Source organism: Serratia myotis (assembly GCF_027474885.1).
GTDB lineage: Bacteria > Pseudomonadota > Gammaproteobacteria > Enterobacterales > Enterobacteriaceae > Serratia > Serratia proteamaculans.
On the sequence record NZ_CP099707.1, the window covers coordinates 5,379,767 to 5,397,139 of the forward strand.

Annotated in this window: 15 protein-coding genes; 11 read left to right on the forward strand and 4 right to left on the reverse strand. The window is 54.4% G+C overall.

Annotation, left to right across the window (positions count from 1 at the left end; all coding sequences use genetic code 11):
- Positions 1–136: 136 nt before the first annotated feature.
- From gpmM to NHG65_RS25290, 3 genes are read left to right on the forward strand one after another with little or no spacing between them, the layout of a single operon-like run.
- Positions 137–1,681 (forward strand): 2,3-bisphosphoglycerate-independent phosphoglycerate mutase, encoded by a 1,545-nt coding sequence (gene gpmM / locus NHG65_RS25280; RefSeq protein ID WP_099063890.1) that lies wholly within the window; start codon positions 137–139, stop codon positions 1,679–1,681.
- A 9-nt stretch (positions 1,682–1,690) separates the two neighbouring features.
- Entirely contained in the window at positions 1,691–3,025 is a 1,335-nt protein-coding gene (gene envC, locus NHG65_RS25285) for a murein hydrolase activator EnvC (protein ID WP_099063891.1), read from the forward strand.
- A gap of 2 nt (positions 3,026–3,027) precedes the next feature.
- Positions 3,028–3,993: a divergent polysaccharide deacetylase family protein gene (locus NHG65_RS25290; protein WP_099063892.1), complete on the forward strand. Its 966-nt coding sequence runs from the start codon at positions 3,028–3,030 to the stop codon at positions 3,991–3,993.
- A 50-nt stretch (positions 3,994–4,043) separates the two neighbouring features.
- Here the strand turns inward: NHG65_RS25290 and tdh are convergent, their stop codons facing one another.
- Both tdh and kbl read right to left on the reverse strand, forming a co-directional pair.
- On the reverse strand, positions 4,044–5,069 hold the full coding sequence (gene tdh / locus NHG65_RS25295; RefSeq protein WP_499182794.1) for an L-threonine 3-dehydrogenase: 1,026 nt from the start codon (positions 5,067–5,069) through the stop codon (positions 4,044–4,046).
- A gap of 9 nt (positions 5,070–5,078) precedes the next feature.
- The gene (gene kbl, locus NHG65_RS25300) at positions 5,079–6,275 is read right to left on the reverse strand and encodes a glycine C-acetyltransferase (RefSeq protein ID WP_207979988.1); all 1,197 of its coding nucleotides are present in this window, start codon (positions 6,273–6,275) and stop codon (positions 5,079–5,081) included.
- Positions 6,276–6,515: 240 nt separating this feature from the next.
- On the opposite strand from kbl, the gene rfaD reads away from it, so the two are divergent.
- Genes rfaD through NHG65_RS25330 form a run of 6 tightly spaced genes read left to right on the forward strand, consistent with a single transcriptional unit; the run spans position 6,516 to position 12,896 of the window.
- On the forward strand, positions 6,516–7,445 hold the full coding sequence (gene rfaD, locus NHG65_RS25305) for an ADP-glyceromanno-heptose 6-epimerase (RefSeq protein WP_207979990.1): 930 nt from the start codon (positions 6,516–6,518) through the stop codon (positions 7,443–7,445).
- Between the two features lie 23 nt (positions 7,446–7,468).
- Positions 7,469–8,515 carry an ADP-heptose--LPS heptosyltransferase RfaF gene (rfaF, locus tag NHG65_RS25310; protein WP_207979992.1) on the forward strand — a complete coding sequence of 349 codons (1,047 nt, stop codon included), beginning with the start codon at positions 7,469–7,471 and terminating at the stop codon, positions 8,513–8,515.
- 2 nt (positions 8,516–8,517) lie between these two features.
- Complete coding sequence (gene rfaC, locus NHG65_RS25315; protein ID WP_129936350.1) at positions 8,518–9,483, forward strand: lipopolysaccharide heptosyltransferase RfaC; 966 nt, start codon at positions 8,518–8,520, stop codon at positions 9,481–9,483.
- Positions 9,480–10,649 (forward strand): glycosyltransferase, encoded by a 1,170-nt coding sequence (locus NHG65_RS25320; protein WP_207979994.1) that lies wholly within the window; start codon positions 9,480–9,482, stop codon positions 10,647–10,649. The genes rfaC and NHG65_RS25320 overlap by 4 nt, the downstream gene beginning before the upstream one ends.
- Positions 10,650–10,671: 22 nt before the next feature.
- Entirely contained in the window at positions 10,672–11,907 is a 1,236-nt protein-coding gene (locus NHG65_RS25325) for an O-antigen ligase family protein (protein WP_207979996.1), read from the forward strand.
- A gap of 5 nt (positions 11,908–11,912) precedes the next feature.
- Positions 11,913–12,896, forward strand: a complete 984-nt coding sequence (locus NHG65_RS25330; protein ID WP_207979998.1) for a glycosyltransferase — start codon at positions 11,913–11,915, stop codon at positions 12,894–12,896.
- Here NHG65_RS25330 and NHG65_RS25335 read toward each other — a convergent pair.
- Both NHG65_RS25335 and NHG65_RS25340 read right to left on the reverse strand, forming a co-directional pair.
- Positions 12,893–13,996, reverse strand: coding sequence for a glycosyltransferase family 9 protein (locus tag NHG65_RS25335; RefSeq protein WP_413479199.1), 1,104 nt, complete (start codon positions 13,994–13,996; stop codon positions 12,893–12,895). The genes NHG65_RS25330 and NHG65_RS25335 overlap by 4 nt on opposite strands.
- A gap of 1 nt (position 13,997) precedes the next feature.
- The gene (locus tag NHG65_RS25340; RefSeq protein ID WP_207980000.1) at positions 13,998–14,954 is read right to left on the reverse strand and encodes a polysaccharide deacetylase family protein; all 957 of its coding nucleotides are present in this window, start codon (positions 14,952–14,954) and stop codon (positions 13,998–14,000) included.
- Positions 14,955–15,165: 211 nt separating this feature from the next.
- On the opposite strand from NHG65_RS25340, the gene rfaQ reads away from it, so the two are divergent.
- Together rfaQ and NHG65_RS25350 are read left to right on the forward strand one after the other, a co-directional pair.
- Complete coding sequence (rfaQ, locus tag NHG65_RS25345) at positions 15,166–16,248, forward strand: putative lipopolysaccharide heptosyltransferase III (RefSeq protein ID WP_207980001.1); 1,083 nt, start codon at positions 15,166–15,168, stop codon at positions 16,246–16,248.
- On the forward strand, positions 16,245–17,372 hold the full coding sequence (locus tag NHG65_RS25350) for a glycosyltransferase family 4 protein (protein WP_207980002.1): 1,128 nt from the start codon (positions 16,245–16,247) through the stop codon (positions 17,370–17,372). The genes rfaQ and NHG65_RS25350 overlap by 4 nt, the downstream gene beginning before the upstream one ends.
- Position 17,373 lies beyond the last annotated feature (1 nt).

Sequence of the window (17,373 nt, forward strand, 5' to 3'; positions counted from 1 at the left end):
GCAACTTTGATCTCTCTGGGCTCTTTTTAACCGGCCACGTTGTAAAATCAGACGGTTTTGAGAGTGAATAGCCATTAGCCTGACCATGGACCAATGGCTATTCACAACTTATAAAGTTCATAACGAGGTTAACGCAATGTCGAGTAACAAAAAGCCGATGGTACTGGTGATCCTGGACGGTTACGGCCACCGCGAGGAACAACAGGACAACGCCATTCTGAACGCCAAAACGCCGGTGATGGACCGCCTGTGGCAACAGCAGCCACATACGCTGATCGCCGCGTCCGGGCTGGATGTCGGCCTGCCTGACGGCCAGATGGGCAACTCGGAAGTCGGCCACGTCAACCTGGGTGCCGGGCGCATCGTTTATCAAGACCTGACGCGACTGGATAAAGAAATCAAAGAAGGCGATTTCTTCGCCAACCCAACGCTGACGGCGGCGGTCGACAAGGCTGTTCAGGCGGGTAAAGCAGTGCATATCATGGGCCTGCTGTCGCCGGGCGGCGTGCACAGCCACGAAGATCACATTCTGGCGATGATTGAGCTGGCTTCACAGCGCGGTGCCAAAGCCGTTTACCTGCACGCGTTCCTGGATGGTCGCGATACTCCACCCCGCAGCGCAGAAAAATCGCTGCAACATTTCATCGACGCCTTTGCCAAACTGGGCACCGGGCGCATCGCATCGCTGATTGGCCGTTATTACGCCATGGACCGCGACAACCGTTGGGACCGCGTGCAACTGGCCTACGATCTGCTGACCCAGGCCAAGGGTGACTTCGTGGCCGATAACGCCGTTACCGCCTTGCAGGCCGCCTACGAGCGCGGTGAAAACGACGAGTTCGTCAAGCCGACCGTGCTGCAAGCCGCCGGTGAAGCCTCTGCCGAGCTGCATGACGGCGACGCGTTGATTTTCATGAATTTCCGTGCTGACCGTGCACGCCAGATCGTCCGCTCCTTCGTCAATGCTGATTTCGACGGTTTCCCACGCGCCAAAGTCATCCATTTTGGTGATTTCGTGATGCTGACCGAGTATGCCGCCGACATCAAAGCTCCTTGCGCCTATCCGCCGGCGTCGTTAAGCAATACCTTCGGCGAATGGTTGATGAAACACGACAAGACCCAGCTGCGCATCTCGGAAACCGAAAAATACGCCCACGTCACCTTCTTCTATAACGGCGGTGTTGAAGAGCCGTTCACCGGCGAAGATCGCGTGCTGGTCAACTCACCGAAGGTCGCTACCTACGATCTGCAGCCGGAAATGAGCGCCGCCGAACTGACCGATAAGCTGCTGACCGCCATTGGCAGCGGCAAGTACGACGCCATTATCTGCAACTACCCGAATGGCGACATGGTAGGTCACACCGGCGTTTACGACGCGGCGGTAAAAGCGGTAGAAACACTGGATAACTGTATCGCCCAGGTGGTCGAGGCGGTCAAGGCTGCCGACGGACAGTTGCTGATCACTGCCGACCACGGCAACGCCGAACAAATGCGCGATCCGGCCACCGGCCAGGCGCATACCGCTCACACCAGCCTGCCAGTCCCGCTGATTTATATCGGCAAGCCTGCCAGCGCAGTCAATGGCGGCAAGCTTTCGGACATCGCGCCGACCATGCTGACGCTGATGGGAATGGAAATCCCGCAAGAGATGACTGGTAAGCCGCTGTTCATCGTGGAATAATCCTTCTCCATGAGGGAAAAGGCGTTTTTTGCACTATCAAGGGTAACCCGAAGCGCAAACACAGGCAGCCAGCCGCTGCCTGAACGCACCGCGCCAAGGAAGTTGACCACCATGTGCGCCAGCGTATTTTACGCTGGCGTCTTGTTGTTGCCGTTAGCCAGCCAGGCGGCGGAGGACAATAAATCCCAGCTCAAAGACATCCAGCAGAGCATCGCCGAGAAAGAAAAGGCGGTTAAACAGCAGCAGCAACAGCGCAGCTCACTGCAGGACCAGCTCAGGCAGCAAGAAAAAACCATCGCGCAAGCCAGTCGCCTGCTGCGTGACACCCAGGGCACATTGAGCCAGTTGGGGAAAGACATCTCCGGCCTGAATGCCTCAATCGCCAAGCTGCAAAAGCAGCAATCTACCCAGCAAGAAATCCTAGCCAAACAACTGGATGCCGCCTTCCGACAGGGCCAGCACAGCGCCGTACAGTTGGTGCTCAGTGGTGAAGAAAGCCAGCGCAGCGAGCGCATTTTGGCTTACTTCGGCTATCTGAACGAAGCGCGCCAGCAAACGATTGAAGAGCTGAAACAAACCCGCGCCGAACTGGCGAAGCAAAAAACCACGCTGGTCGCCAAGCAAGGCCAACAGAAATCGCTGCTTGGCGAACAGCAGACGCAGCAACAGAAGCTGGAGCAGGCACGCGGTGCACGTAAGAAAACGCTGACCGCACTGGAAGCCTCGCTGGAAAAAGACCAGCAGCGTCTGGTAGAACTGCGCCAGAACGAAACTCGCATGCGCGACAAGATCGCCCGGGCCGAACGTGAAGCCCGCGCCCGCGCGGAACGCGAAGCCCGTGAAGCCGCCAAGGTGCGCGAGCAGGTTCGCGTCAAAGAACAGCAGGCGAAGAAAACCGGCACCAGTTATAAGCCAAGCGAAGCCGACCGCTCGCTGATGGCCCGTACCGGTGGCCTCGGCCGACCGAATGGGCAGGCAATATGGCCGGTGCGCGGCCGCACTCTGCATGGTTTTGGCGAACAGCTGCAAGGCGAGTTACGCTGGAAAGGCATGGTGATCTCGGCCTCCGAAGGCAGCGAAGTGAAAGCCATCGCCGATGGCCGTGTCTTGCTGGCCGACTGGCTGCAGGGCTATGGTCTGGTTGTCGTCATCGAACACGGTAAGGGTGACATGAGCCTGTATGGCTATAACCAAAGTGCGTTGGTCAACGTCGGGGCGCAGGTGCGCGCCGGTCAGCCAATCGCCTTGGTGGGTACCAGCGGGGGCCAGGGAACGCCGTCGCTCTATTTCGAAATTCGTCGCCAGGGTCAGGCCGTTAACCCACTACCGTGGTTGGGAAGATAGATTTGCGCTATATCAAAATCCGTACTGCCGTATTGATTGGCTGTCTGCTGCAAGTTTGCGCCGCACAGGCAGGAAAACTCTCCATCGTTATTGATGACGTCGGCTACCGGCCGCATGAAGAAGGCGCCGTGCTGCAGATGCCGACGGCGATTTCCGTTGCCGTACTGCCCAATGCTCCTCATGCCCATTTAATGGCCACCCGCGCCCACAGTCAGGGTCGCGAAGTGCTGATCCACATGCCGATGGCACCGCTCAGCAAGCAACCGCTGGAGCGTGATACGCTGCAGCCTTCGATGAGCAGCGAAGAGATCCAGCGCATTATCCGCAATGCGGTCAATAATGTGCCCTACGCGGTGGGTATGAATAACCATATGGGCAGCGCCATGACCTCCAGCCTGCCAGCCATGCAGAAAGTGATGCAGGCACTCGACAGCTACCAGCTCTATTTCCTCGACAGTATGACCATCGGCAACAGTCAGGCCACCCGCGCGGCAGCCGGTACGCACGTGAAGGTGATCAAACGTAAGGTGTTCCTGGACGATACCGCCAACGAAGCCGATATCCGCCGCCAGTTCAACCGCGCGGTCGAGTTGGCACGACGTAATGGTTCAGCCATAGCCATTGGTCACCCGCGCCCGGCGACGGTAAGAGTGTTACAGCAAATGCTGCCGACGCTGCCGGCCGATATTGTGCTGGTGAAACCGAGCTCACTGCTGAATGAGCCGCAGGGCAGCAGCAGCGGTGGCAATTACGTCCCACCACCGGTCAAGCCAACGAAACCACAGCCGAAGAACCCGTTCACCGGCGGTATCAAACAGTGTAAGGTCAAGTTGCCGAAGGAAAAAGTCAACGCCAGCAAGGCGATAGGCGTGATCGGCGAAAGCGTGACGCAGTCGCCAGCCGTCACCTTTATCAAACGCCAGTGGCAACGCTGGACAGACTCAACACCAGACAAACCCAAAGCATAAAAAAAGGGCCGGAATTCCGGCCCTTTTTACACCTAAGCAGCAACTTAAAACTAATCCCAGCTCAGAATCACTTTACCGGACTGGCCGGAACGCATGGCGTCAAAGCCCTGCTGGAACTGGTCAACGGAGAAACGGTGGGTGATGATAGGAGTCAGATCCAGACCCGACTGGATCAGCGCAGCCATCTTGTACCAGGTCTCAAACATCTCGCGGCCGTAAATCCCTTTGATAAACAGTCCTTTGAATATCACCTGATTCCAGTCGATCGACATATCCGACGGCGGAATACCCAACATGGCAATGCGTCCGCCGTGGTTCATCGCGTTGAGCAACGAACGGAACGCCGGTGGCGCACCGGACATTTCCAGCCCAACGTCAAAGCCTTCGGTCATGCCCAGTTCGGCCATCACGTCAGTCAGATTCTCTTTGCTGACGTTTACCGCACGGGTCACGCCCATTTTGCGCGCCAGATCCAAACGGTATTCGTTAACGTCAGTGATCACCACATGACGAGCGCCTACGTGCTTACATACTGCCGCCGCCATGATGCCGATCGGCCCGGCACCGGAAACCAGCACGTCTTCGCCAACCAGATCAAACGACAGCGCGGTGTGCACCGCATTGCCGAACGGGTCGAAGATAGATGCCAGCTCATCGGAAATGTTATCCGGGATCTTGAAAGCGTTAAACGCCGGGATCACCAGATATTCAGCAAAGGAGCCTGGACGGTTCACGCCCACGCCGGTGGTGTTACGGCACAGGTGCGTACGGCCACCACGGCAGTTACGGCAATGACCGCAGGTAATATGGCCTTCACCGGAAACGCGGTCGCCCACGCTGAAGCCTTTGACTTCCTGGCCGATGGCAACCACTTCACCGACATATTCATGGCCGACCACCATAGGGACCGGAATGGTTTTCTGTGACCATTCATCCCAGTTATAGATATGAACATCGGTACCGCAGATCGCAGTTTTACGGATTTTAATCATGATGTCGTTATGGTCCAGCTCCGGCTGAGGCACATCGGTCATCCAAATCCCTTCTTCCGCTTTCAGTTTTGACAATGCTTTCATGGTTTTACCTTATGCAATAACGCCAAGATCTTTACCGATACGAATGAACGCAGCAATTGCACGTTCAATTTGCTCCGGGGTGTGATCGGCGGACATCTGGGTGCGGATGCGCGCCTGGCCTTTCGGCACCACCGGATAGAAGAAACCTGTCACATAGATGCCTTCCTTGAGCAACGCATTGGCGAAATCCTGCGCCAGTTTTGCTTCACCCAACATCACGGGGATGATGGCGTGATCGGCCCCGGCCAGCTCAAAGCCCGCCGCGGTCATTTTTTCACGGAACAGACTCGCATTGGCCCACAGGCGATCGCGCAGCGCGTCCCCCTGCTCCAGCAGTTCCAAGACTTTAATCGAAGCGGCGACAATAGCTGGCGCCAGTGAGTTGGAGAACAGATAAGGGCGCGAACGCTGACGCAGCCACTCCACCACTTCTTTTTTTGCTGCGGTATAACCGCCGGAAGCCCCACCCAGCGCCTTGCCCAGGGTGCCGGTAATGATGTCGACGCGGCCCATCACTTCGCAATATTCGTGGGTACCACGCCCATTAACGCCGACAAAACCCACCGCATGGGAATCATCCACCATCACCAGCGCCTGATATTGGTCAGCCAGGTCGCACACCCCTTTCAGGTTGGCGATCACACCGTCCATTGAGAATACGCCGTCGGTGGCGATCATAATGTGGCGCGCGCCGTCGGCCTTGGCCTGCTCCAGCTGTGCAGCCAGTTCGGTCATGTTGTTGTTGGCATAGCGATAACGTTTCGCCTTGCACAGACGAACGCCGTCAATGATAGAAGCATGGTTCAACGCATCGGAGATAATCGCGTCTTCCGGGCCCAGCAGGGTTTCGAATAACCCGCCGTTAGCGTCGAAGCAGGAGGAGTACAGGATGGCGTCTTCCATCCCCAGGAAATCGGCCAGCTTTTGTTCCAGCTGTTTATGGCTGTCCTGGGTGCCGCAGATAAAACGCACCGACGCCATACCGAAACCATGGCTGTCCATACCGGCCTTGGCCGCTGCGATCATCGCCGGGTGGTTAGCCAGACCAAGATAGTTGTTGGCGCAGAAGTTGATCACATGGCGACCATCAGCAACGGCAATATCTGCCTGCTGAGCGCTGATAATGATGCGTTCTTCTTTGAACAACCCTTCACTACGGGTGGTCTCAAGTTGTTGTTCCAACTGCTGATAAAAAGACGCGGACATTCGGTTATCTCCAGGATTGGTCTGTTTTCAACATATTTTACTGATTTGTAACCAAACTGACGAGAATCTGCGGGAGAGAATATGAAAATTGCAGCAGATATCACGGCAAAGTGCTGCGGAGCTCGACATCGCGGGATATTCAGAGCCCGTCCGATGTTTGCGACGACATGAAATGCTATTATAAGCAGCATTGAGCGTGGGGCACTGTGTCCCACCGGGTAGAATAACAGGGGTAACCCAATGATTATCGTCACTGGCGGCGCCGGCATGATCGGCAGCAATATCATTAAAGCGCTGAATGACACAGGGTATCGCGATATCCTGGTGGTAGATAACCTGAAAGACGGCACCAAATTCGCCAACCTGGTCGATCTCGACATCGCCGACTATATCGATAAAGAAGATTTCATCGCCAACATCATCGCCGGTGACGATCTGGGTGAAATCGACGCGATCTTCCATGAGGGTGCCTGCTCTTCCACCACCGAGTGGGACGGCAAGTACATGATGGACAATAACTATCAGTACTCCAAAGACCTGTTGCACTACTGCCTGGATCGCGAAATTCCGTTCCTGTATGCCTCATCCGCAGCCACCTACGGCGGCCGTGAAGAGTTTATTGAAGAGCGCCAATTTGAAGAGCCACTGAACGTCTACGGCTACTCAAAATTCCTGTTCGACCAGTATGTGCGCGAAATCCTTCCGCAGGCAGAGTCACAAATTTGCGGCTTCCGTTACTTCAACGTTTACGGCCCACGTGAAGGTCACAAAGGCGGTATGGCCAGCGTGGCGTTCCACCTGAACGGTCAGATCAACCGCGGCGAAAGCCCAAAACTGTTCGACGGCAGCCAGGACTTCAAACGTGACTTTATCTACGTCGGCGACGTGGCGGCAGTCAACCTGTGGTTCTTGAAAAGCGGCGTGTCCGGCATCTTCAACTGCGGCACCGGCCGTGCGGAAACCTTCCAGGCGGTAGCCGATGCCGTGGTCGACTTCCACCAAAAAGGCACGGTAGAAAACATCCCGTTCCCGGAAAAGCTGAAGGGCCGCTACCAGGCGTTCACCCAGGCCGATCTGACCAAGCTGCGCGCCGCCGGCTATGACGCACCGTTTAAAACGGTCGCCGAGGGCGTGAAAGAGTACATGGCCTGGTTGAACCGCACCGCTTAAGCAGAAGGGATTTAACGTAGGGTATGAAAATACTGGTTATCGGCCCTTCTTGGGTTGGCGATATGATGATGTCGCAAAGTCTCTACCGCACCCTGAAGGCCGAGCACCCGACGGCAGAAATTGATGTGATGGCGCCGGCCTGGTGCCGTCCATTACTGGCGCGTATGCCGGAAGTCAATCAGGCACTGTCTATGCCCTTGGGCCACGGTGCGCTGGCGCTCGGTGAACGTCGGCGGCTGGGGCATGCCCTGCGAACCAACGGTTACGATCGCGCCTATGTGCTGCCGAACTCATTCAAATCCGCGCTGGTGCCCTTCTTTGCCAAGGTGCCGCAACGTACCGGCTGGCGAGGTGAAATGCGCTATGGCCTGTTGAATGATATTCGCCTGCTGGACAAAACCGCCTTTCCACTGATGGTGCAACGTTACGTAGCCCTTGCCTACGACAAGCAACGCATTCAGCGCGCCGAAGACCTGCCACAGCCTCTGTTATGGCCGCAACTGCAGGTCAGCGACGAAGAAATTGCCGAAACCACCGCCGCCTTCAATCTGACCGATCATCGGCCGATTATCGGCTTTTGCCCAGGCGCAGAATTTGGCCCGGCCAAACGGTGGCCGCACTACCACTACGCCACACTGGCCCAAAAGCTGATTGACCAGGGTTATCAAATCGCCCTGTTTGGTTCCGCCAAAGATAATGAAGCGGGCGAGCAGATCCGGGCCGCACTGGATGATGATTCCCGCAGCTTCTGCATGAATCTCGCCGGGGAAACCCAGCTTGAGCAAGCGGTGATCCTGCTGGCTTCCTGTTCGGCCGTGGTCAGTAACGATTCCGGCCTGATGCACGTCGCCGCAGCGTTGAACAAACCGCTGATCGCCTTGTACGGCCCAAGCAGCCCGGATTTCACGCCGCCGCTGTCCAGCAAAGCCAAAGTGATCCGCTTAATAAGCGGTTACCATAAGATACGCAAAGGTGATGCCGATCAGGGATACCATCAGAGCCTGATCGATATTCAGCCCCAGCAGGTGTTGGACGCGCTGACGCCGTTACTTGCCGCCAGCGAGGAATAAGCATGCAGGTGTTGATTGTTAAAACTTCCTCCATGGGAGATGTGCTCCATACGCTGCCGGCGTTGACCGACGCGATGCAGGCGATCCCCGGCATCCGCTTTGATTGGGTGGTAGAGGAAGGTTTCAGCCAAATTCCCACCTGGCATCCGGCAGTAGACCGCGTGATCCCGGTGGCGATCCGCCGTTGGCGCAAAAACTGGTTTGGTAGCGAAACCCGCCAACAGCGTTGCGACTTTAAACGTGTGGTGCAGGAACGCGACTACGATGTCGTGATCGACGCACAGGGGCTAATCAAAAGCGCCGCGCTGATCACCCGCATCGCCAAAGGCAGCAAGCATGGTCAGGACAGCAAAAGCGCCCGCGAACCTTTCGCCAGCTGGTTTTATAACCATCGCCATGATATCGACAAACAACAGCATGCCGTAGAACGCACACGTGAGCTGTTCGCCAAAAGCCTGGGCTATGACAAGCCGGACAGCTACGGTGATTACGCCATTGCGGCCCGCTTTCTCAGCCATCTGCCGGCCGATGCCGGGCAGTATCTGGTGTTTTTGCACGCCACGACCCGCGACGAAAAACACTGGCCGGAGTCTCACTGGCGCGATCTGATTACGTTGGCCGCAGCGAGCGGATTAAAGATTAAACTGCCGTGGGGCGCGGAGCACGAACGTCAGCGCGCATTGCGTTTGGCGGAAGGCTTCCCACAGGTTGAAGTTTTACCCAAACTCAGCCTGCAACAGGTGGCCGAAGTCCTGGCAGGCGCGAAAGCCGTGGTCTCGGTTGATACCGGCCTCAGCCACCTGACCGCCGCGCTCGACAGGCCGAATATCACGCTGTTCGGCCCTACCGATCCAGGATTGATCGGCGGTTATGGTCAGAACCAACACTCATTGATTTCCCCGGAAAAGAGCATGGCAACCCTCACTGCCGACGCAGTCTGGTCCGAGTTGCAAAAGGTTATTGGATGAAAAAACTGCACATTATCAATTTAGGGAAAATGGGCGGTGTTGAACGCCTGTTCCTGCAGTACATCAACGACACCACCGACGGTAGCAACGAAGTGATTTGCATCAGCAGTGAAGTCGGCGAAGAGATTCGCCGGCAAATGCCTGACCAAAAAGTCACCTTTGCCAATCGGCTGATTAACTCGCTACCGCTGCGCTGCCCGCAATTTTTGCGTAAATACCTGCTGAAAAGAAAAATCGAGCAGGCCAATGCCGACGTAGTGATCGTTTGGGATCTGATACCGGGTCTGGCTGCTAAACCTAAACGCGGGAAGCTGGTTTATTACGATCATGGCTGTTCATGGCGTTACCCAAAGAATCACAAGACTTTACGTTTTCTCGCGATGCTGGACGGTTGCATCTCCGCGTCCTACGCCTCTAAACGGGTGATGGCGCTGCGGTTCAACCTGCCCTGCCCGAATCACGTGGTGATAAATCGGCTGAAAACGCCATCGGGTATCAGCGATAACCTGAAGCCGCTCAGTAAACCCGTCAGGATCGGAACGGCATCACGTTTGGTGAGCCTGAAAGGCATTAGTGTTTCGTTGTTGATGATGCAGGAACTACTGCGTCGTGGGCATGATGTCACATTGGAGATTGCCGGTAAGGGCCCGGATCGGGCAGCATTTGAAACCCTGGCAGAAAAGCTTGAGCTGAGCGACCGGGTCACCTTCAGTGGTTTCCAGGATAACGTAGCCGACTTCTTTAATCGTACGCATATCTACATGAGCACGCCGATCACCGAGCCCTTCGGCTTATCCTGTATGGAAGCGCTGTATTTTGGCGTACCGGTGGTTTTCCCACAGGTCGATGGCCAGCCAGAGGTGATTCAAGACGGACACTGCGGCATTGGTCTGACGCCCTCGGTGACGATTGAAGAACATCAACGCTTGACCGGTATCAAAGTGGATTTCCCACATGATGTCTACGATCCGCTTAGCGATACCCTGGTAACGCCCAAGTTGCTGTCACATCTTGAATGTGCGGATGCGGTGGAAAGGCTGATGGTGCCGGAAATCTATCAAAATATGAGTCAAAATGCACAACGTTACCCGGTCGAACATTTCAGCTATGCTATGTTCAAGACCGAGTTTGATGACGCACTGAAATCCTTTATTAGCCAACCGTAATGTGAGCTGGAAACCTAGTCCCATGCTATTAAAAGAGACCACACCCCATCCTGCCTTCAGTTACCTCATCTATTTGGGTTGCGCGATCGCTTTTTGCACCATTCCTTTCGGTTCAGCTACCGGACGCAATATTTTCTATATTTCCAGCTATATTTCCTTCATCGCTGTCTGCTTGAATTTAAGATATTTTTTTAAAAATAAACGTAATTTAATTCTACCTTTGCTGTTTTTCTGCGTGGGTATGGCGACTATTTTCTGGATGAACCACTTCAAACAGCCCGGTGACTACATCAATATTTACCGCTCCTATATGTCGACCGGTAAATTACAGATCGCCACTGCGTTTATCCTGTTGATTGCATTAAATGAGCGACTTTGCATGCAACGCGCGTTTATCATCGTCGCACTGGCCACCGGTGTCGCCGTCAACGGCTACTCGCTTTATCAGGGGCTGTGGTTGGATATTCCACGCATAGAGATCAACTTCGATCGTGCCACTGTTGCTGCCTATCTGATTACCGCCATCAACCTGGTGATGCTGCAAGCAATACTGATGTTACGGACGAAATATCGTATCCCACTATATATTTTAGGCTTCCTGGTTACCTTCTCCACGTTGGTACTCACCGGAACGCGGGCAGCAATGCTGGTTTACCCAGTTGCGGTAGCCCTATCGATATTAGCAACGAAAAACCTGATTTCTCATAAACACAAAATTTTGCTGATGGCCTCCGTGCCGCTGTTGCTTCTCGCCAGCGGTTTCGTTTTTAAAGCACAGATAGAACAACGTATTACAGCATTCCAGACTGATTTGCGGCTAATCAATCAACCACAGACCGAGAACTCGATTATTTCCAGAGTCTCCATGCAGGTCGTCGCAATACGCACCGGTTCGCAAGCACCACTAGGACAATCCGCAGAACAACGGGGTGCCGAAATCCTCGCCATAGTTGCACACGAGCCTCATCTGGCTGGTGTCTTGCCTTATATCAACGTGCATCTGCATAACGAACTGTTGGAAACCTACTCACTCAAAGGTGTCTGGGGCATGCTATTTTTACTGGCGCTCTACATCGGTTTATTCGTTTCCTCACTTAAGCCCTACCGCAATGCGTTGCTACTGGGGGTCACATTCAGCCTGTTTGTTTACGGGCTCAGCGACGTTATCTTCTTCAGCACCGAAGCCACGGCGATTTTCTGCCTGGCGATTATCGTCAGCGTGCTGTCAGTGAAAAAAACGCCAGTATCAGAGAATTGAAAAACATGGTTTCGTCGCCGCATCTGCTCAGCTTTATTGTACCTTTTTACAATAACGAAAATTTCGTGGTCGCCAGCCTGAGCTCGCTGTTCAACCAGATCGCTGATGATATTGAAGTGATCATCATTGATGACGGTTCAACAGATACTTCTGCCGAACGGGTCCGTCAATTACTGGCGGAGCGCCAACATCCGCATGTGACGTTTATCACACAGAAAAATGGCGGTATCGCCTATGCCCGCAACGTCGGGCTGCGTCACGCACGAGGGCGCTTTATTACCTTCCTGGATGGCGATGATTTGCTGAGTAATGACTATCTGGCCATTCTACGGCCACTGTTGGTTGCCGATGAAGATGACCTTATCGATTTTAATTATCAGAAGTTTACCGACGTTCCACCAACACAACCCGCCGATACGACAGCTCGTCGCAACGCTTATGATTTCGCGAGTCTTGGCTTGTCCTGCCTAACCCCATTATTTGCTCACTCAATGTGGCATCTCTGGAGTCGGATCTACAGGCGATCACTGTTGGAGGGAGAGTCATTTGAAAATGGCAGGCGTTATGAAGACGTGATTTTCACCCCTTTCCAGTATTTCAAAACCCAGAAAATTGCTCATCTCGATCACGTGCTCTATTTTTACCGTGACAACAGCCAGGGAATTACCCGTAATGTCAAAGCTAAAGACATTGAAGATATGCAGTTTGCTATCGACAAAATGCTGCTCTTTATCGACCAGCATCCGGGTGATGAATCACTACGACAGTTGGCAGCGTTAATGCTCGCCAACTGTTTCTCTGAAGTGAAAGGTATGTCGAAGGTATTGTACGGTTATTACTATTACCCGCCAGAAGCACGGTATAGATTTCGGCGTCTTGCTGACGTATGCAGCAACAGCGGCGTACCGCGAAAAAAAATCCGACAAATGCGTTACGCCTGGGTGGACACCTGGCTGTCAAAAATCCGCTGGCGGTTGAAAAAGCGCTAAACCTGCGCTTTATCTAACGACAGATGATCCACGACTTCAGCGTAAATGCGCTGTGGTTGGATCACCCCCATCGGGCTTTCCGCTTCCAGTGGCATGGTGTAGCCGGTACGGGAAACCTGAATGATTCGATGTAGCTCCAGATCCTGAATCGGCCCGGTAGAACGCGAATCCGCGGTGACAAACAGGCTAATGGTTTTGACCTTCATCGCCACCGCCAGGTGCAATGGCCCGGTATCGCCGGTTACCAACACGTGGAAGCTGTCGATCAGCGTCAACAGCCCTTGCAACCCCGTTTTACCAATCTGGTTGTCGATGCATACCTGGGTTTCAGGACTAACCTGACTCAGGAATTGTTGTGCTTTCCCTTCATCAAAAGGCCCGCCAATCAGTACTATGCGTACATTGCCCTGTTTAGCCACCAGTTCGTCGGCCAGCCGGGCAAAATGTGAGACAGGCCAACAACGTGACTCCGTAGAGGCGCCTAACTGGAATCCAATAGTACAGTGCTCACTGCTTTTGACGCCCGCCCGGTAAGACACTGGAATTTCCATAGTGGGATCGTCACTACGGCAGCCCAAGATAGAAATCAGCTCCAACTTGCGGCGAATAAAGTGGCCGTAGTAATGAAAAATATAGTTGGTCAACCAGGGTTCAAGCCCGCAAATACCAGAACTGTAGTTATCCCTGATAATGTATTTAGCCCCGGACAAGACCGCACTGATAATGTCATACGGCAGATGTGAGTGCAGGATCAATGCCAAATCTGGTCGATGTTCGCGCAACGATTTTAACAGCGGGCGCATGGTTTTGATTTTGCTGTCCCAATACACCACCCGATCGTAATAGCGACCGTTCTCCACTAACTCCTGGTTTTTTTTGTGCACCACCAACGTGATATGTGCATCAGGGTAGCGTTCTCGCATCGCGCGAAGCGCCGGGGTATTGAACATAAAGTCACCCAGCGCCGTGGTGGAATAGATGACAATATTGTCAAACTGAAGCCGACTGTCGAAAGTCGCTTTGTCCTGAAAACGGCCGGACTTTGCTGTATAGCGCCGTAAAAACCAATCCGCGACCTTAATTTTCCATTTTTTCGACATGTCAGTTCACTTTAAGTTGATAATACTCGGCCAGCGTCATGCCCACCGTGCGCTGCTGCAGCCAGGCAAAAAGCTGCTCCAAATCACGATATAACACTTCGATATCCTGCTGCGTTTTAAAGGTCGGGCTACCGCCGGGCATAAACTCGGACGAGTGCAGCATAAATTCAACGTAGTCATGGCCCTGAGCCAGACAGCGCTCAGCCACCAACTTCATTTTTTCCAGATTGCCGCCGCTTGGCCGCAGCCAGTTGACCGACGGTGAGCGCCGTTTGCCACGCAGGTTATCGTAACCCTGCTTTAGCGTATTCATCAGCGCCGAATGCTTATACTGGATACTCATAGGCACTTCCAGTAGCGATGAGGAGCCCGCCCTGGCGATATTTTCCGGATCGATAAAATAGGCCTGCGATGGGAAGTGGCGATAGTCGGTGCCGCCGTTGCCCTGCGGGTTGCCCGGTGAGTATTGCCAGTTAACGCGCGGCGTCACCGAACAATCCACCTGATAACCATATTCCAGTAGCAAGGCCGCATAATATTCATTAAACGCCCAGCGCCCGGCGCGATGGCTGAGCATCTTGGTCTGGAAGCTGTCTTCCAGCAATTTGGTCATATGATCGACCTTGGCGCGAATTTGATCGACCGGGTATTCGATCAGATAGGGCTTATGGCGCCAGTCGTCGTCGGTTAATGGCGTCAGCGGTGGGCTGTTCCAGGCATGCAGGTGCATCCCCACCTCCCCGCAGCCACGGGCTATCACATCACGGGCAAACTCGACATATTCTGCATCCACCGCCATTTCATAGTTGGTGAGATACACCGGCTTAAAGCCATATTTCTCACACAGCGTCTGAAAGCGCGGCAAAAAGCGCGTGTTTTCGGTCGAAATGCGATCGTGGTTTTGCCACAAATTATCGCCTTCGGTATCAATGGTGATGAGAAACGCCGGTTTAGTCATAAATATCGAGCCTGATATCAATAGAATGCATTATGTTACGCAGGGCGTTTCGCCAGGGCAAACGACTTTGCTGCCTGGTTTGGACAACGTTGAAGGCCTTTTGTCACTCCCCCAGACTATTTTTTCACTTCACCGCAAGAAAACCGAGCAACAGTAGCCACATGCGATCGGGTCATTTAGAATCAAAGATTGGTTTCCCAGAAAGCGACTCATGATGAACGACGCGCCAGCCCTAGCTCCTGATCCCTCGATACAGCGTATTTTGATCGCTAAACTTCGCCATCATGGCGATATGTTGCTGATCACACCGGTCATAAATACCCTGCAGCAAAACTACCCGCAGGCGCAGATCGACGTACTGTTGTATAAAGAAACCCAGGAGATGCTGGCCAGCCACCCGGCGCTGTCGAATATCTTTGTTATCGATCGTCAGTGGAAAAAGCAGGGGACGAAAGCGCACCTGCGCCATGAGCTTAACCTGATCCGCCAGCTCAAAGCACAAAGTTACGATCTGGTGGTCAATCTTGCCGATCAGTGGCGCAGCGCCCTCCTCGCCAAGCTGACCGGCGCGCGTATTCGTCTGGGTTTCGATTTTCCCAAACGGCAGGGTTTCTTATGGCGCTATTGTCATACGCAGTTGGTGCCGGTGAGCGATCACGCCCGGTTGCATACGGTTGAACAGAATCTGTCGCTGTTGCAACCGCTCGGCCTGCCAGCCCTCAGCCAGCAGGTGACCATGAGCTACTCGCAGCAGGACTGGCAGGCCTGCGAACAATTGTTGCAGCAGCAAAGCATTACCGGCGATTTTATTGTGGTACAACCCACCTCCCGCTGGTTCTTCAAATGCTGGAGCGAAGAAAAAATGGCGGCCACCATCAGCGCACTGCAGGCCGATGGCCACCAGTTGGTGATCACTTCCGGGCCGGACGCAAAAGAACGCGAAATGGTGGAGCGCATTCTGGCGCTCTGTCCGCCGCAGGACGTAGTTTCATTGGCCGGCCAACTGACACTGCGACAACTGGCCGCCCTGATCGACCACGCTAAACTGTTTATCGGTGTAGATTCGGTACCCATGCACATGGCCGCTGCGCTGCAGACCCCCTGCATCGCTCTGTTTGGCCCTTCCAAGCTGGTGTTCTGGCGCCCCTGGCAGGTGATTGGCAAGGTGATATGGGCCGGAGACTACGGCGACTTACCCGATCCTGACGCCATCAATACCGGCACCGATGAACGTTATCTGGACCTTATTCCTACAGACGCGGTGATTGCAGCCGCGCGGAGCACGCTGGCATGAAAGCATTTCGTTTGGCGATCGTTCGCCAAAAGTACCGCCCGGACGGTGGAGCTGAGCGTTTCGTCTCACGCGCCCTTGAGGCGCTGGAACAGCAGGACCTCGATCTGAACGTTATCACCCGCGAATGGCAGGGTGATGCCAATCCAAACTGGCATATCCACCTATGTAATCCGCTAAAATTCGGTCGCATCAGCCGTGAACGCGGCTTTGCCGAAGCGGCCAGAGCGTTATGGCAGAAAGAAAGCTTCGATCTGGTGCAGAGCCATGAGCGCATTCCCGGCTGTGATATTTACCGTGCCGGTGATGGCGTCCATCGCCGCTGGTTACTGCAGCGGGCGCGCCTGCTACCGGAATGGCGTCGCAAGTGGCTGTTCTCCAACCGCTACCACCGTTACGTGATGTGTGCGGAACGGGCGATGTACGCCGCACCAGAGCTGAAAGCCGTCATCTGCAATGCAGAAATGATCAAACAGGAAATCATCGATGACTTCGGAGTACCGGCCGATAAAATCACGGTGATCTACAACGCCATTGATAATCAAAAGTTTCTGCCCGCCAATGCCGAACTGCGCCAGCAACTACGTCAGCAATACCAGATCCCGCAGCAGGCGCACTGCCTGATTTTTGTCGGTTCTGGTTTTGAGCGCAAAGGGTTGGCCGCTGCCATCCGTGCCGTTGCAGCGACCGATAGCTATCTGTTGGTGGTGGGCAAGGATAAGGCTGAAAAACGTTATCAGGCGCTGGCCCAGTCGCTGGGTTGCAGCGACCGGCTACGGTTTATGGGCGTGCAAAAACAAACGCTGCCGTTCTATCAGGCTGCCGACGCCCTATTGCTGCCCACACTGTACGATCCGTTTCCCAACGTTATCCTGGAAGCGATGTCCTGCGGACTGCCGGTCATTACCAGCACCACCTGCGGCGGCTCGGAATTTATCACCCAGGGGGAAAATGGCTTCGTGACCGATGCCCTTGATGTCCCCGCGCTGATCGCAGCGATCACCGCGCTACCGCGCCAGGCTTTGGGCTCCGCCATGGGCGAAGCAGCAAGATTGCGTATTATGTCGGCTACCCCGGCACACCTGTCGGAACAGTTGATCTCCCTTTATAACCGGCTGCTGGATTAAC

What these genes read in the sequence shown, in the direction of transcription:
- gpmM (WP_099063890.1), top strand. Translation starts at nt 137, where the DNA reads ATGTCGAGTAACAAAAAGCCGATGGTACTGGTGATCCTGGACGGTTAC.
- envC (WP_099063891.1), top strand. Translation starts at nt 1,691, where the DNA reads ATGAGGGAAAAGGCGTTTTTTGCACTATCAAGGGTAACCCGAAGCGCA.
- tdh (WP_499182794.1), bottom strand. Translation starts at nt 5,069, where the DNA reads ATGAAAGCATTGTCAAAACTGAAAGCGGAAGAAGGGATTTGGATGACC.
- kbl (WP_207979988.1), bottom strand. Translation starts at nt 6,275, where the DNA reads ATGTCCGCGTCTTTTTATCAGCAGTTGGAACAACAACTTGAGACCACC.
- rfaD (WP_207979990.1), top strand. Translation starts at nt 6,516, where the DNA reads ATGATTATCGTCACTGGCGGCGCCGGCATGATCGGCAGCAATATCATT.
- rfaF (WP_207979992.1), top strand. Translation starts at nt 7,469, where the DNA reads ATGAAAATACTGGTTATCGGCCCTTCTTGGGTTGGCGATATGATGATG.
- rfaC (WP_129936350.1), top strand. Translation starts at nt 8,518, where the DNA reads ATGCAGGTGTTGATTGTTAAAACTTCCTCCATGGGAGATGTGCTCCAT.
- NHG65_RS25320 (WP_207979994.1), top strand. Translation starts at nt 9,480, where the DNA reads ATGAAAAAACTGCACATTATCAATTTAGGGAAAATGGGCGGTGTTGAA.
- NHG65_RS25325 (WP_207979996.1), top strand. Translation starts at nt 10,672, where the DNA reads ATGCTATTAAAAGAGACCACACCCCATCCTGCCTTCAGTTACCTCATC.
- NHG65_RS25330 (WP_207979998.1), top strand. Translation starts at nt 11,913, where the DNA reads ATGGTTTCGTCGCCGCATCTGCTCAGCTTTATTGTACCTTTTTACAAT.
- NHG65_RS25335 (WP_413479199.1), bottom strand. Translation starts at nt 13,996, where the DNA reads ATGTCGAAAAAATGGAAAATTAAGGTCGCGGATTGGTTTTTACGGCGC.
- NHG65_RS25340 (WP_207980000.1), bottom strand. Translation starts at nt 14,954, where the DNA reads ATGACTAAACCGGCGTTTCTCATCACCATTGATACCGAAGGCGATAAT.
- rfaQ (WP_207980001.1), top strand. Translation starts at nt 15,166, where the DNA reads ATGATGAACGACGCGCCAGCCCTAGCTCCTGATCCCTCGATACAGCGT.
- NHG65_RS25350 (WP_207980002.1), top strand. Translation starts at nt 16,245, where the DNA reads ATGAAAGCATTTCGTTTGGCGATCGTTCGCCAAAAGTACCGCCCGGAC.